Source organism: Pseudomonas sp. ok266 (genome assembly GCF_900110195.1).
In the GTDB taxonomy this organism is placed as follows: Bacteria; Pseudomonadota; Gammaproteobacteria; order Pseudomonadales; family Pseudomonadaceae; genus Aquipseudomonas; species Aquipseudomonas neuropathica.
Genome location: NZ_FOCU01000002.1, coordinates 19,715 through 33,814 on the forward strand (window position 1 = coordinate 19,715; position 14,100 = coordinate 33,814).

General features: G+C 60.7%; 13 protein-coding genes. 7 read left to right on the forward strand and 6 right to left on the reverse strand.

From position 1 onward, the window contains the following. Positions 1–39 precede the first annotated feature (39 nt). A complete protein-coding gene (locus tag BMY54_RS03665) occupies positions 40–927 on the reverse strand; it encodes a LysR family transcriptional regulator (protein WP_093429997.1) in 888 nt (295 codons plus the stop codon). A 138-nt stretch (positions 928–1,065) separates the two neighbouring features. On the opposite strand from BMY54_RS03665, the gene lysM reads away from it, so the two are divergent. After that, the gene (gene lysM, locus BMY54_RS03670) at positions 1,066–1,506 is read left to right on the forward strand and encodes a peptidoglycan-binding protein LysM (protein WP_064388966.1); all 441 of its coding nucleotides are present in this window, start codon (positions 1,066–1,068) and stop codon (positions 1,504–1,506) included. Between the two features lie 98 nt (positions 1,507–1,604). On the opposite strand, the gene yrfG is transcribed toward lysM, so the two are convergent. Then, on the reverse strand, positions 1,605–2,267 hold the full coding sequence (yrfG, locus tag BMY54_RS03675; RefSeq protein WP_093429998.1) for a GMP/IMP nucleotidase: 663 nt from the start codon (positions 2,265–2,267) through the stop codon (positions 1,605–1,607). A gap of 88 nt (positions 2,268–2,355) precedes the next feature. On the opposite strand from yrfG, the gene nudE reads away from it, so the two are divergent. Continuing rightward, a complete protein-coding gene (gene nudE / locus BMY54_RS03680) occupies positions 2,356–2,922 on the forward strand; it encodes an ADP compounds hydrolase NudE (protein WP_034151897.1) in 567 nt (188 codons plus the stop codon). 11 nt (positions 2,923–2,933) lie between these two features. After that, complete coding sequence (gene cysQ, locus BMY54_RS03685) at positions 2,934–3,761, forward strand: 3'(2'),5'-bisphosphate nucleotidase CysQ (protein WP_093429999.1); 828 nt, start codon at positions 2,934–2,936, stop codon at positions 3,759–3,761. A gap of 205 nt (positions 3,762–3,966) precedes the next feature. Here cysQ and BMY54_RS03690 read toward each other — a convergent pair whose 3' ends face one another. Genes BMY54_RS03690 through rfbC form a run of 4 tightly spaced genes read right to left on the reverse strand, consistent with a single transcriptional unit; the run spans position 3,967 to position 8,197 of the window. Then, a complete protein-coding gene (locus tag BMY54_RS03690) occupies positions 3,967–4,422 on the reverse strand; it encodes a YiiD C-terminal domain-containing protein (protein WP_093430000.1) in 456 nt (151 codons plus the stop codon). Further along, positions 4,419–5,804, reverse strand: coding sequence for a sigma-54-dependent transcriptional regulator (locus tag BMY54_RS03695; protein ID WP_093430001.1), 1,386 nt, complete (start codon positions 5,802–5,804; stop codon positions 4,419–4,421). The genes BMY54_RS03690 and BMY54_RS03695 overlap by 4 nt, the downstream gene beginning before the upstream one ends. After that, complete coding sequence (locus tag BMY54_RS03700; RefSeq protein WP_007909099.1) at positions 5,801–7,609, reverse strand: sensor histidine kinase; 1,809 nt, start codon at positions 7,607–7,609, stop codon at positions 5,801–5,803. The genes BMY54_RS03695 and BMY54_RS03700 overlap by 4 nt, the downstream gene beginning before the upstream one ends. A 42-nt stretch (positions 7,610–7,651) precedes the next feature. After that, a complete protein-coding gene (gene rfbC, locus BMY54_RS03705) occupies positions 7,652–8,197 on the reverse strand; it encodes a dTDP-4-dehydrorhamnose 3,5-epimerase (protein ID WP_034151902.1) in 546 nt (181 codons plus the stop codon). 166 nt (positions 8,198–8,363) lie between these two features. Between rfbC and BMY54_RS03710 the strand changes: the two genes are divergently transcribed. From BMY54_RS03710 to BMY54_RS03725, 4 genes are all read left to right on the forward strand, one after another. Continuing rightward, positions 8,364–11,276: an aminotransferase gene (locus BMY54_RS03710; RefSeq protein ID WP_093430002.1), complete on the forward strand. Its 2,913-nt coding sequence runs from the start codon at positions 8,364–8,366 to the stop codon at positions 11,274–11,276. Between the two features lie 305 nt (positions 11,277–11,581). Further along, the gene (gene aguB / locus BMY54_RS03715; protein WP_093430003.1) at positions 11,582–12,460 is read left to right on the forward strand and encodes an N-carbamoylputrescine amidase; all 879 of its coding nucleotides are present in this window, start codon (positions 11,582–11,584) and stop codon (positions 12,458–12,460) included. A 5-nt stretch (positions 12,461–12,465) separates the two neighbouring features. Continuing rightward, entirely contained in the window at positions 12,466–13,572 is a 1,107-nt protein-coding gene (aguA, locus tag BMY54_RS03720) for an agmatine deiminase (RefSeq protein ID WP_093430004.1), read from the forward strand. Between the two features lie 246 nt (positions 13,573–13,818). Continuing rightward, positions 13,819–14,031, forward strand: coding sequence for a hypothetical protein (locus BMY54_RS03725; RefSeq protein ID WP_008080512.1), 213 nt, complete (start codon positions 13,819–13,821; stop codon positions 14,029–14,031). The last annotated feature ends 69 nt before the right edge of the window (positions 14,032–14,100 follow it).

Sequence of the window (14,100 nt, forward strand, 5' to 3'; positions counted from 1 at the left end):
TCTAATCGCTAGTGTCGATCTATCGATAGAGGCCGTCGATCAAGGCGCCGTTGGCGATTTCTGATAGAGCGCGAAACAGGCCTCGGCGAGCGCCGAGCGTGGCGCCCCGCGACGCATGATCAAGCCCAGTGGCGCTAGGGTCTGGGCGTTTTCGATGGGCTGCAGACGCAGGTGGTCGGTGAGTTTTTCCAGCCCGCCGTCCAACGGCATGATCGCGCAGCAGAAACCGCCGTGTACGGCTTGTAACAATTGATGCACGGCGTCGGTTTGCAGCAACGGTTGCGGAGTCAGCCCACGGCTGTGGAAGTTGTGGTCGATGGACTGACGGAAATGCATGCCGCTGGTGAGCATGCCCAGCGGCAGTTCGATCAGCGATTCCCAGCTCAGCGGAGCTTCGCCGAAGGTAAAAGTGCGCTGGTCGTACAGCAGGCCCATGCGGGTTTCGTCGAATGCCAGTGATTCGAAACGTTCGTGGTCCAGGCGGTCGAGATAAGAAACACCGATGTCGATTCGGTTGTTCGCCAGATGCTCGAGGATCTGCTCAGAACTCAGTGCCGACATTTCAAAGCGCAGATTCGGGTGGGCGCTGTGCAGGCGTTGCATCAACGGCAGTGGATCGAAACTCGACAGCGGCACCACGCCCAGCCTCAGCGTGCCGATCAGATTGCCGCGACACGCCGCCGCTTCCGCGTGCAAACCGTCATACGCCGCCATCACCGAACGTGCCCACGCCAGCACGCGCTCGCCCGGCGCGGTGAAACCTTCGAAACGCTGGCCACGGTTGACCAGTGGCAGGTCGAGTTCTTCTTCAAGACTGCGCAGGCGCATCGACAGGGTTGGCTGGGTGATATGGCAACGCGCGGCGGCCTGGCCGAAATGGCGGGTTTCGTCGAGGGCGATGAGGAATTTCAGCTGCTTGATGTCCATCTTCGCTCCGGGCGCTGGCAGGGTTGGGCGATTCTACCGCTTGCGCGGTGGCAGGGTCATTGGTCGGCTTGGAACCGGGTTTGTCTGTCGTGGTCTAGGCTTGGACGACTGAACCTTTATTCCATGGAGAGAACCACGATGAGTCTTTTAAGTTTTGTAAAAGAAGCCGGTGAAAAGCTGCTTGATCTGTTGACCCCGGGCAACGCCAATGCCAGTGAGCAGTTGAAGGAACACATCAGCAAGGTCGGTCTGGGTAATCCGAATGTGCAGGCGACGGTGGATGGCGACAAAGTGACCGTCACCGGTGAAGTCGCGAGTCAGGAAGAGAAAGAGAAGATTTTGCTGGCGGTGGGCAATATTGCCGGGGTTGGCAGCGTGGATGATCAGATCACCGTGAGCGGGCCAGTTGTCACTGCCGCACAATTTGTCGTGGTCAAGTCGGGTGACACCCTCAGCGCAATTTCTCTGCGCGTGTACGGGGATGCCAACAAGTATCAGAAAATTTTCGATGCCAACAAACCGATGCTCAAGGATGTGAACAAAATCTATCCGGGTCAGACCCTGCGTATTCCTGAGTAACACAAACCCTCTGAGCTGCCGAAGGCTGCGATCTTTTGATCTTGTTTGTAAAAAATCAAAATCAAAAGATCGCAGCCTGCGGCAGCTCCTACAGAAGATTAGAGTCCGGCAATCAAATCCCGATAATCCTCAACCGCCGCAAACTCAGCCGTGTCCTTCGGCCCCTTGCGACTGTCCGGCTCCTTCACCGCCAACAAATGCGCCACACCAAAATCCCGCGCACTGCGCAGAATAGGCAAGGTGTCGTCGATAAACAGACTGCGCGCCGGATCAAAGCCGATGTCCGCCTGCAAGGCATCCCAGAACTGCGGGTTCTCCTTGGGGAAACCGTAATCGTGGGAGCTGATCAACCGCTCGAAATATGGCGCCAGTTCGATTCGCTCCAGCTTCAGCGACAACGAATCGCGGTGCGCGTTGGTGATCATGATCACCCGTTTGCCCGCGCGTTTGATTGCCGCCAGAAACGTATCGGCATCCGGCCGCAGGGCAATCAGGTGCGCGGTTTCCTGTTTCAACTCACGCACCGACAACTTCAGCTCGGCACTCCAGAAATCCAGGCAGTACCACTGCAACTGGCCGGCATGGCGTTCGAACAACGGCTGCAACTCCATCTCGGCCATGGCCCGGCTGACCCCGTGCAGTTCGGCGTAACGCTGGGGCAGGTGTTCCAGCCAGAAGTGATTGTCGAAGTGCAGATCCAGCAGCGTGCCGTCCATGTCGAGCAGAACGGTATCGATGTCGGACCACGGTAATGAAGGCATGGCAACGTCTCGAACGGTAGAAAGATATCCGACATAAACAATCGGGAAAGCCGCGTTATAGTAGCGCGTTCACGCCAAGGAGCTTTGCATGCGCCAGAAACCCACCGTACTTGCCCGCGAGATCGTCGCCACCAGTCGCCTGTTTTGCGTCGAAGAACTCAAGCTGCGCTTTTCCAACGGCGTGGAACGCACTTACGAACGTCTGGTTGGTAAAGGTGCGGGCTACGGCGCGGTGATGATCGTGGCGATGCTGGATGCCGAACACGCGGTGTTGGTCGAAGAGTATTGCGGCGGCACTGATGAATATGAATTGTCCTTGCCCAAAGGTCTGATCGAACCGGGCGAGGATGTGTTGGCGGCAGCCGAACGTGAGCTCAAGGAAGAGGCTGGTTTTGGTGCGCGGCAACTGGAGCATCTGACCGAGCTGTCGCTGTCGCCCGGTTACATGAGCCAGAAGATTCAGGTGGTCCTGGCGACTGATTTGTACGAGGAACGTCTGGAAGGCGACGAGCCTGAGCCGATGCGTGTCGACAAAGTGAACCTGCGCGAACTGTCGTCGCTGGCGCTCAATCCTCAGTTTTCCGAAGGCCGTGCATTGGCTGCACTGTATCTGACCCGCGATCTGCTGACCGAGCGCGGGTTCTTTCCAGCATGAGTGAGATATCGATGAATTTCCCCCACCCGTTGATGGCGCCGGTCGTAGAGCTGGCCTTGCAGGCCGGCGAGGCGATTTTGCCGTTCTGGCGCGCCGGCGTTGAGGTCACGGCCAAGTCCGATGACTCGCCCGTGACGGCGGCCGATCTGGCCGCGCATCACCTGATCCTCGCCGGGCTGACGGCGCTGGACCCGAGCATTCCAGTGTTGTCGGAAGAAGACGCCAACATCCCTCAGAGCGTGCGCGCCGGCTGGCAGCGCTGGTGGTTGGTCGACCCGTTGGACGGCACCAAGGAATTTATCAGCGGCAGCGAAGAGTTCACCGTGAACATCGCGCTGATCGAAAACGGTCGCGTGGTGTTTGGTGTGGTGTCGATGCCGACCAATGGTCGTTTCTACGTCGGCGGTGCCGGGCTTGGCGCTTGGCGTTGTGACAAGGGCGGCACGCCGGTTGCGATTCAGGTGCGCGATGTACCGGGGCCGGGCGAGGCGTTCACCGTGGTCGCCAGCCGTCGCCATTCGAGTCCCGAGCAGGAACGTTTGCTCGCCGGGTTGAGTGCGAGTCTGGGCGAGTTGCAATTGGCCAATATTGGCAGCTCGCTGAAATTCTGCCTGCTGGCCGAAGGCGTGGCGGATTGCTATCCGCGACTGGCGCCGACTTCGCAGTGGGACACGGCGGCGGCTCAAGGTGTGCTGGAAGGTGCGGGCGGTGAGGTGCTGGATCTGCGCGGGGAGGCGTTCTGTTATCCGGCGCGGGAATCGCTACTCAATGAGTTCTTTTTGGCATTGCCGGCCAAGGCGGCCTGGCGCTCCAGATTGTTGGAGTTGGCTCGCGGTTAAGTGGGCTGATCCGAAATCCCCCTCACCCCAGCCCTCTCCCCCAGGAGAGGGAGCCGACCGCGGGATATTTGAGAGTAGCGCCGACCTGGTCGAGCTTTTGCTGAATCCATAATCGCTTCGATCTTTCAGGTCGATCTATATCGCAAGACGCCTCACCCTAACCCTGTCCCTTTGGGAGAGGGTTAGGGTGAGGGGCTTTTGATTGTCAGCGATGCAAAACGTACTGCCCGGTAAATGTCACGGCGTCTTCTTCGCTACCCTGATTGACGATCCGCGTATTCAACGTCAACCGCGCCCGCCCATAACGCCGATACATCGCCAGAAACCTCTTCCACTCCTTCGCATCAGGCGCCGGGCAAATCGCCGTAGCGTCCCCGGTCACCGGAAGCGGATAACTGATCTGCCCTTCCTGAATAACAATGTGCCCGTCGGTGATTCCTTCCTCTTTCAGGCGCAAATGCAACCAGCCCCACCCGGCCAGCACCGCGCCGCAGTAGAGGCTGCCACCGAACATCGTGCTCTTGTGGTTGACGTTCGGCTCGAGTGGCAGATGCAGGCTCAGTTGCTGTTCATGCCAGTCGAGCACCTTAAGGCCCATGTCTCGGGTCAGCGGGATGTCGTGATGCAAAACCGACTGAAGATAGGCGCTGTGGCTGATCATTCGTTCTCGTCCCCATGGCTGCTGTCGCCAAAGTTGAGGCCATGCTTGCGCAACTTGTCATGCAGGGTCTTGCGCGGAATGCCCAAGGCTTCGGCGAGGCTGCGCACCGAACTGTGGGAGCGCGCCAGTTCAGCAGCGATCAGCGATTTCTCGAAATTTTCCACCTGCTCGCTGAGGCCCCCATTGATGACTTCGACCGTGGTACTGCCACCGCCCTCGGCGTCAGCGTTATCCAGCGCCAATTCCAGGCCGAGGGCGAAACGTTCGGCGGCATTCTGCAGTTCGCGTACGTTGCCCGGCCAGGTGTGGCGCAGCAGCAAGGCGCGTTGCGCCGGTTGCAGTTCATGGGGCGGCAAACCGTGGCGGGCGCTGGCTTCATCGGCGTAATGCTGGAACAGCACCAGCGCATCTTCACCGCGCTCACGCAGTGGCGGAATGCGCAGTGGCGCGACGTTGAGGCGGTAATACAAGTCGGCGCGGAAGCGGCCCTGGTCAGCGGCCTGACGCAAGTCTTCCTTGGTCGCGGCGATGACGCGGATGTCCAGCGGGATCAGTTGATTGCCACCCAGACGCTCGACCACGCGCTCTTGCAGCATGCGCAGCAACTTCACCTGCACATCCATGCTCATGCTCTCGATTTCATCGAGAAACAAAGTGCCGCCATTGGCGAATTCGAATTTGCCGATCCGCCGTTTTTGCGCGCCGGTGAACGCGCCGGGTTCGTGGCCGAACAGTTCGCTTTCCACTACCGACTCGGCCAGTGCGCCAGCGTTGATCGCCACGAACGGGCCGTTTCGGCGGCTGGATAAATCGTGCAAGGCGCGGGCAACCACTTCTTTACCGGCGCCGGTTTCGCCGAGGATCAGCACGTCAGCCTTGGTCGCTGCCAGCGCGCCGATCTGCTCGCGCAGGCGCAGCATTGGGGGCGAATGGCCGACCAGCCGCGCGCTCAGCTCATTGCGATCGCTGAGGGCCAGGCGCAGGCTACGGTTGTCCAGCACTAGGCGGCGCAAGGCCAGGGCGCGGCGCACGCTGTCGAGCAGCGCATCGCTGGCGAAAGGTTTTTCAAGAAAGTCATAAGCGCCGGCACGCATGGCCTGCACCGCCAGTGGTACATCGCCGTGGCCGGTGATCAGCAACACCGGTAGTTCGGGATCCTGCGCGTGCAGTTCGCTGAGCAACTCGAGACCGTCCATGCCCGGCATGCGGATATCGCTGACCACCACACCCGGCCAGTCACGCTCAAGCTGTGCGGCCAGGCCTTTGGCTTCGGACAGCGGCAGAATTTTCAGGCCGGCCAGATCCAGGGTCTGGCCGAGGGCCTGACGCAGGTGCGGATCGTCGTCGATCAACACCACCTGAATGCGATTGTCGATGGTCATGCACTTCGATCCTCGGACGGTTGCAGGCTGACCCCGGGCGCACCGGCGCGCAGCCGCAGGGTAATCAAGGCGCCACCTTGCTTGTGGTTGGCGAACGACAGTTCACCGCCGAAGGCGCGCATCAGCGTTTCACAAATGGCCAGCCCCAGGCCAAGGCCTTGAGTGCGGGTCTTGGTGGTGTAAAAGGGCTCGCTGGCGCGGCCGAGGGCTTCCATGCAAAAGCCCGGGCCGTTGTCGCGAATGTACAGATTGACGCCTTCGGCTGTGGATTCGGCACTCAGCCAGAGTTTGCGCGGCGGGCCTTTCTCGGTGAGGGCGTCGAGGGCGTTGGCCAGCAGATTGCCGAGCACTTGGCGCAATCGGGTTTCTCCGGCCTCGACCCACAGAGTCGCGGCTGGCAGATCGCGGATCAGTTCGACTTCCATGCTGCGACGCCGTTTGGCCAGCAGCGCCAAGGCATCGTCGAGCGCCGGTTGCAGGGCAACGCTTTCCGGCGCGTGGCGATCGCGGCGGGCAAAGGCGCGCAGGTGGGCGATGATCGAGGCCATGCGCCCGGTCAGTTCGCTGATCAGTTTGAGGTTGCCGCGCGCATCGTCGGTGCGCTGATGATCGAGCAGCACTTCGGCGTTTTCCGCGTAGCTGCGGATCGCTGCCAACGGCTGATTGAGTTCGTGGCTGATGCTCGCGGACATCGTCCCCAGCGCCGACAGCTTGCCGGCCTGGACCAGATCGTCCTGGGCACGCACCAGTTCCTGTTGGGCTTGTTCACGCTCCAGCACTTCCTCCTTCAAGCGCCGGTTGAGGCCTTCGAGGTCGCTGGTACGTTCCGCCACGCGGCCTTCCAGTTCACGGCGTGCCTTGGCCTCGAACGCGATGCGCTCCAGATAATGGCGGCGGCGCTGCATCATCAGACCGAGCAACAACATCAGCACCAGCAGCGTGGCGCCGCCGATGGCGACCACGGTGCGCACCGGACGGTCGATCAGCGTGCGTGGGGCAAGGATGCTGACGCTCCAGCCGGTTTCGGCGATGTCGTGAGTCTGGATCAGCCACGCAGTCGGGCTGAGGTTCAGGGGGCGCGGCTCGCGGGTCGGGTAAGGCTGGATAGCGGTGATCGCCGAGCGTTCGCTGTCGCTCAAGTTACGGGTCGAACGGAAGCGCCATTCCGGGCGCGAGGTGAGGATGACCACGCCGTTGTGGTCGGTCACCAGCAGTTGTTCCGGGGTTTTGCCCCAGAGGCTTTCGGTGTGGTCGAGGTCAACCTTGATCACCAGCACGCCGATGATTTTTTCGCCGTTGCGCACGGCGGCAGCGAAGAAGTAGCCGCGTTTGGCCGAGGTCGTGCCGAGGCCGAAAAAGCGTCCGAGGCGTCCGGCCATGGCTTCACTGAAGTACGGACGGAACGAGAAATTGCGGCCGACGAAACTATCGTGTTTGTCCCAGTTCGACGCCGCCAGCGTCTGCCCGCTGGTGTCCATCAGGTACATGACTTCGGCACCGGTCTGCGCGGCGATGTTCTTTAGCAGGCGGTTGGCATTGCCTTGGGTGACGCCGTCGTCCGGTGCGCCGAGGACCGCACGCAGGGCGGGCAGGTCGCCGAGGATTTGCGGCAACACTTCATAGCGGTGCAGGGTGCCCAGCAGGTTGGCGACGTACAGGTCGAGGGTCTGCCGGTTCTGCCCCGCCAGTTCGCTGCGGTAATAGCGCTCGGCGAGATGTTCCAGCGGCCACAGCAGCGGCGCCAGACACAGGGCCAGCAGGGCGAGGCTGCGCCAGCGGGGTCTGCGGGGGAGGGTTGGTTTCATGAGCCGGATGCGCCTGAGATGTCAGGCGCATTATGCCTAGGCTCAGGCGAAGACGTCAGCGTCCTTGAGCAGGGCTGCAGCCTGATCCTTGGCGGACAGCTTCGGCGCTTCGTCCAGCTGCCAGTCGATGCCCAGCGCGGGATCATCCCAGCGAATGCTGCGCTCGGACGACGGGTCGTAGTAGTTGGTGGTCTTGTAGAGGAATTCAGCGAACTCGCTCAGCACCACGAAACCATGGGCAAAACCTTCCGGCACCCACAGTTGACGATGATTTTCGGCCGACAAGCGCACAGCCACCGATTTGCCGAAGTGCGGCGAGCTGCGCCGAATATCCACGGCCACATCCAGCACTTCACCGACGGTCACACGGACCAGTTTGCCCTGGGTGTTTTGCAACTGGTAATGCAGGCCACGCAACACGCCTTTTTGCGAGCGCGAGTGGTTGTCCTGAACGAATTGCGTGTCCAGACCGGTAGCGTCCTGGAACGCCTTGGCATTGAAACTCTCGTAGAAAAAGCCGCGCTCGTCACCGAACACCTTCGGTTCGATGATCAGGACACCGGGCAGGTCGGTGGTGATTACATTCATGGGGAGTTCCATAGGCAGGTGTGAATGGTCGACATTCTTGCGCAAAGTGCCTGAGGGTGCGAGTGCTGCAAGACAAATAGCCCGTATACCTTTGCGCGGTTGGGGGTTGCGGATCCCGTCCAGCAATGGCGATATAGGCGCCTAATAAAATTACAGGGGTCTTTTCATGCCGCTCGCCACGTTGATTCATCGCGCCAGTTTGCCCAGCCCGCAGGTTTCTGCCGAGCAGGCCCGGCAATGGCTGGCGGAGCATTACGGGCTCAGCGGCACGTTGCAGGCTCTTGGCAGTCAGCAGGATCTCAATTACCGCGTCGACAGCCCGCGTGGGCGGTTCGTGCTGAAAATCTGCCGTGGCGATTACGCCCTGGTGGAGCTGCAAGCCCAGCATGCCGGGCTCAAGTATCTGGCCGAGCACTCGGCGGTGACGGTGCCGCGGGTGATCGCGGCCAATAACGGCGAGGATCTGCTGTCGCTCGAGGTCGGCGGCGAAGCCGTCCATGTGCGGCTGCTGGATTACATCGAGGGCCAGCCGCTCACGCATCTCGAACACTTGGGGCGCGACGTGGTGGCGGGGTTTGGCCGGCTCTGCGGTGAGATGGATCTGGCGCTGGCCGGGTTCGATCACCCGGGCCTGGAGCGCACGTTGCAGTGGGATGCCCGTCACGCCAGTGCCCTGATCAGCCATCTGCTGCCGGTGATCAAGGATGAGCAGCAACGCACATTGATTGCCGATGCGGCCGAACAAGCCGAGCGCCGCTTGCAGCCGTTGCAGGGCAAGCTGCCGGTGCAGGCGATCCACATGGACATCACCGACGACAACGCCGTCTGGGCGCGCGATGCCTTGCGTCACTGGCAGTTGCAGGGCGTGATCGACTTTGGCGATCTGGTGCGCACCTGGCGCATCACCGATCTGTCGGTGACCTGTGCGGCGTTGCTGCATCACGCCGGTGGCGATCCGTTTGTCATCCTGCCGGCGGTGCAGGCCTACCACGCGGTCAACCCGCTGCAACATGAAGAGCTGCAGGCGCTGTGGCCATTGATCGTCGCGCGTGCGGCGGTGCTGGTGCTCAGTGGCGAGCAACAGGTCAGCATCGACCCCGCGAATACCTACAGCCGTGACAACCTAAGCCATGAGTGGGAAATCTTCCGCGTAGCGACATCGGTGCCACAGGCACTCATGGAAGCGGCGATCCTCACTGCCGTCGGTCACGCATTGCCGGTGATCGATAGCGAAGGTTTTGCGCCCTTGCTGCCCGGTCTGGTCGGACGTGAATTTGCCCTGATCGATCTCGGTGTCCTCAGCCCGCATTTCGAGGCCGGCAACTGGGAGCAGGCCGGCATCGATCAGCACCTGTTGAACGAAGCGGCGGCGGCCCATGGTTTGGCGGCAAGCCGTTATGGTCAGTACCGTTTGTCGCGCACCCGTCCCGACAGCGCCGTTGAACCGGACACTTTCCCGCTGCACGTGGAATTGCGCGTGCCCGATGGTACCGCCGTGGAAGCGCCGTTCGCTGGCGTCGTGCATCAGCCAGCAGACGGTGTGCTGCAACTGGATGGCCCGCAACTCAGCGTGCGCCTGTGGGGCGTGACACCTTCGCTACACAGCGGCGCGGCGCTGGTCAAAGGTCAGGTGCTGGGCGCAGTCAGCGGCCCATTACGGGTGCAGTTGTGCCGGGGCGCGCAGATCAATGCGCCGTTGTTTTGCACCCCGGCGCATGCAGCAGCGTGGCAGGCCCTGTGCCCGTCGCCAGCGGCGTTGTTAGGACTGGCCTGCGATGCCGAGCCGGAGCTGGACGCAAAAACCCTGCTCGAACGCCGCGATGCCAGTTTCGCCCGCACGCAGAAACACTACTACGTTGATCCGCCGCGCATTGAACGCGGCTGGCGTAATCACCTGATCGACATGCAGGGCCGCTCCTACCTCGACATGCTCAACAACGTTGCCGTGCTCGGTCACGGCCACCCGCGCATGGCGGCAGTCGCGGCGCGGCAGTGGTCGCTGCTCAACACCAACTCGCGATTCAACTATGCGGCGGTGGCGGAGTTTTCCGAGCGCTTGCTGAAATTGGCGCCGGAAGGCATGGACCGGGTGTTTCTGGTCAACAGCGGCAGCGAGGCCAATGACCTGGCGATTCGTCTGGCGTGGGCCTACAGCGGCGGGCGCGACATGATCAGCGTGCTTGAGGCCTATCACGGCTGGACGGTCGGCGCCGATGCGGTATCGACGTCAATCGCTGACAACCCGAAAGCCCTGGAAAGCCGCCCGGACTGGGTGCATCCGGTGCCTGCGCCAAACACTTATCGCGGTGAATTCCGTGGTCTCGATTCTGCGCCGGATTACGTGCGCAGTGTTGAGCATCACCTGGCAAAACTTGCCGAACAGAAGCGCCAACTGGCCGGGTTTATCTGCGAGCCGGTGTATGGCAATGCCGGCGGTATCTCGCTGCCGCCGGGATATCTCCAGCAGGTATACGCGCTGGTACGCGCGCAGGGTGGCGTGTGCATCGCCGACGAAGTGCAGGTCGGTTACGGGCGCATGGGCCACTTCTTCTGGGGCTTTGAAGAGCAGGGTGTGGTGCCGGACATCATCTGCATGGCCAAGGGCATGGGCAACGGTCAACCGCTGGGCGCGGTGATCACGCGACGGGAAATTGCCGAGGCGCTGGAGGCCGAGGGCTATTTCTTCTCGTCGGCGGGCGGCAGTCCGGTCAGTTGTCAGATCGGCATGGCGGTGCTCGATGTCATGGCAGAAGAAAAGCTCTGGGAGAACGCGCAGGTGGTCGGTGGCCACTTCAAGGCGCGTCTCGAAGCGTTGATCGATAAACATCCGTTGGTGGGCGCGGTGCACGGTTCCGGGTTCTATCTGGGACTTGAGCTGATCCGCAATCGCGAGACGCTGGAGCCGGCGACCGAGGAGACGGTGTTGCTGTGTGATCGCTTGCGTGAGTTGGGGATTTTCATGCAGCCGACCGGGGATGATCTGAACATTCTGAAGATCAAACCGCCGATGGTGACGTCGCGTCAGAGTGTGGATTTCTTTGTCGATATGCTTGATCAAGTCCTTACCGAGGGCCTGTAAAACGCAGCCAATCCCCTGTGGGAGCGAGCTTGCTCGCGAAAGCGGTGTGTCAGTCACCTTACTCAGTTCCTGACACACCGTATTTGCGAGCAAGCTCGCTCCCACATTTTCTTGGGTTGTTAATTCGATTTGTATCGGCTTTTATCGGGATTATTTAGACGAAAGGCATTTTGCAAGCTTCTAAAGCCGATATTTATCGGCTATAAAGTCGCCATTGCTCCGGCATGGTGATCTCATGTCCGGTGCGCGCGTTTTTCTTTTCGGTCGAATTGTCGACCGTCAAAGCACTTGCCCGGAGATGATTCATGAGCCGTATCGTTACCGTTGCCGCCACTCAGATGGCCTGTTCCTGGGATCTGGAAGCCAACCTCGAAATCGCTGAAAGGCTGGTGCGCGAAGCCACCGCCAAAGGCGCGCAGATCATCCTGATTCAGGAGCTGTTCGAGGCGCCATACTTCTGCCAGAAGCCGAACCCGGACTATCTGCAACTGGCGACGACGGTGGAAGAAAACGTCGCGATCAAACATTTCCAGAAAATCGCCAAAGAGCTGCAAGTGGTGCTGCCGATCAGCTTCTATGAGCTGGCCGGCCGTGCGCGCTTCAACAGCATCGCGATCATCGATGCCGACGGCAGCAACCTCGGGATTTATCGAAAAAGCCACATCCCGGATGGCCCGGGCTACCACGAGAAGTATTACTTCAACCCGGGCGACACCGGTTTCAAGGTGTGGAACACCCGTTACGCGAAAATCGGCGTGGGCATTTGCTGGGACCAGTGGTTCCCGGAAGCTGCGCGCAGCATGGCGTTGCAAGGCGCTGAAATCCTCTTCTATCCAACCGCAATCGGCAGCGAGCCGCACGACAAGACCATTTCGTCGCGCGATCACTGGCAGCGCGTGCAACAGGGTCATGCCGGCGCCAACCTGATGCCGCTGATCGCCAGCAACCGCATCGGCAACGAAGGACAGGACGGCTACGACATCACGTTCTACGGCTCTTCGTTCATCGCCAACCAGTTCGGCGAAAAAGTGCAGGAGCTGAATAAAACCGAAGAAGGTATTCTTGTGCACACTTTCAACCTCGACGAGCTCGAACACATTCGCAGCGCGTGGGGTTCATTCCGTGACCGCCGTCCGAACCTGTACGGCGCGTTGAAAACCCTCGACGGTTCCCTGGAGTCCTGATCCCGATGACAACTTTGAAAAGTACCCCGCGCGCCGACGGCTTTCACATGCCGGCCGAGTGGGCGCCGCAAACGCAGACCTGGATGATCTGGCCCGAGCGCCCGGACAACTGGCGTCTGGGCGGCAAACCGGCGCAAGCCGCACATGCTGCGGTGGCCAAGGCCATCGCGCGTTTTGAACCGGTCACCGTGGCCGTGTCCGCCGGCCAGTATGAAAACGCCCGCGCGCGCCTCGACGTGCCGAATATCCGCGTGGTCGAGATGTCCAGCGATGACGCTTGGGTACGCGACAGCGGCCCGACTTTCGTCATCAACAGCAGCGGCGAAGTGCGCGGTGTGAACTGGGACTTCAACGCCTGGGGAGGTTTCGACGGCGGTTTGTATTCGCCGTGGAATCGCGATTCGCAGGTCGGCGGCAAGATCCTCGAGATCGAGCGCAGCCCGCGTTACCGCACTGAAGGTTTCGTGCTTGAAGGCGGTTCGATTCATGTCGACGGCGAAGGCACGCTGATCACCACCGAAGAATGCCTGCTCAACCGCAATCGCAACCCGCACCTGAGCCGCGAAGAGATTGAAGCGGTACTCAGCGCCAATCTGTCTGTGGATAAAATCATCTGGCTGCCGGACGGTCTGTTCAACGACGAAACCGACGGCCATGTGGATAACTTCTGCTGCTACGTGCGTCCGGGCGAAGTGTTGCTGGCGTGGACCGACGATCCGCAGGATCCGAACTACCCGCGCTGCCAGGCTGCGATGAAAGTCCTGCAAAGCAGCACTGACGCCAAGGGTCGCCCGTTCACGGTGCACAAAATGCCGATTCCGGGACCGCTTTACGCGACAGAAGAAGAGTGCGCCGGTGTCGATCCGGTGGACGGCACGCAGGAACGCAATCCGTCTGTGCGCTTGGCGGGTTCCTACGTGAACTTCCTGATCGTCAACGGCGGCATCATCGCGCCGAGCTTCGACGATCCAATGGACGCGCCGGCCAAGGAAATCCTGCAGAAGCTGTTCCCGCAGCACGAAGTGGTGATGGTGCCGGGTCGCGAACTGTTACTGGGTGGCGGCAATATCCATTGCCTTACCCAACAGCAACCCGCGCCGCACAAAGAGTGAGTTGAGTCGTAACACCTTGAGTTGATTAACAAATCAGCCGGGTAATGATTAGCTCGCTATGCATCAACTGAGGCCCGCAGCCCGACAGGACCGCGGGCTTCTTTGTATCCGCTTGTCGACAACTAAGAAACATTGGCATAGCTCTTGTATTCATCACCCGTGCACTAGGGAGGGGGGAGAACTTCAACAGTTCTGTCATAAACCTTGGATAACGTAGCCGCTCACGAACGGGGAGAGAGCGCTGAAATGAACGCCGAAGTGAACGTAGTCAGCGAGCGGACGTTGCATCCCATGGCCGTAAACGGCGAATCGCTCCAGATTGTCGCGCACTGGTTAAAGTCCAATGGAACGCGTCAGATCAGGGAACCTGATCCGCGCCGGATGATGATCGAGCGTTACCCCGCTGGTCTGTTCAGCGAGGCCGAACTGGAAGCATTGTGGGCTGTGATGGAAGGATAAGAAGCACAACAGGGATTGGTGAAAGCGCTGCCGGGATGGCGGCGCTTTTTTATGCACGGCTATTTTGTA

Excerpts from the sequence above, each read along its gene's own strand:
- yrfG (WP_093429998.1), bottom strand. The coding sequence starts at position 2,267 with ATGCCTTCATTACCGTGGTCCGACATCGATACCGTTCTGCTCGACATG.
- rfbC (WP_034151902.1), bottom strand. The coding sequence starts at position 8,197 with ATGAATGTAATCACCACCGACCTGCCCGGTGTCCTGATCATCGAACCG.
- BMY54_RS03695 (WP_093430001.1), bottom strand. The coding sequence starts at position 5,804 with ATGACCATCGACAATCGCATTCAGGTGGTGTTGATCGACGACGATCCG.
- BMY54_RS03665 (WP_093429997.1), bottom strand. The coding sequence starts at position 927 with ATGGACATCAAGCAGCTGAAATTCCTCATCGCCCTCGACGAAACCCGC.
- BMY54_RS03725 (WP_008080512.1), top strand. The coding sequence starts at position 13,819 with ATGAACGCCGAAGTGAACGTAGTCAGCGAGCGGACGTTGCATCCCATG.
- BMY54_RS03700 (WP_007909099.1), bottom strand. The coding sequence starts at position 7,609 with ATGAAACCAACCCTCCCCCGCAGACCCCGCTGGCGCAGCCTCGCCCTG.
- cysQ (WP_093429999.1), top strand. The coding sequence starts at position 2,934 with ATGAATTTCCCCCACCCGTTGATGGCGCCGGTCGTAGAGCTGGCCTTG.
- aguB (WP_093430003.1), top strand. The coding sequence starts at position 11,582 with ATGAGCCGTATCGTTACCGTTGCCGCCACTCAGATGGCCTGTTCCTGG.
- aguA (WP_093430004.1), top strand. The coding sequence starts at position 12,466 with ATGACAACTTTGAAAAGTACCCCGCGCGCCGACGGCTTTCACATGCCG.
- lysM (WP_064388966.1), top strand. The coding sequence starts at position 1,066 with ATGAGTCTTTTAAGTTTTGTAAAAGAAGCCGGTGAAAAGCTGCTTGAT.
- BMY54_RS03690 (WP_093430000.1), bottom strand. The coding sequence starts at position 4,422 with ATGATCAGCCACAGCGCCTATCTTCAGTCGGTTTTGCATCACGACATC.
- BMY54_RS03710 (WP_093430002.1), top strand. The coding sequence starts at position 8,364 with ATGCCGCTCGCCACGTTGATTCATCGCGCCAGTTTGCCCAGCCCGCAG.
- nudE (WP_034151897.1), top strand. The coding sequence starts at position 2,356 with ATGCGCCAGAAACCCACCGTACTTGCCCGCGAGATCGTCGCCACCAGT.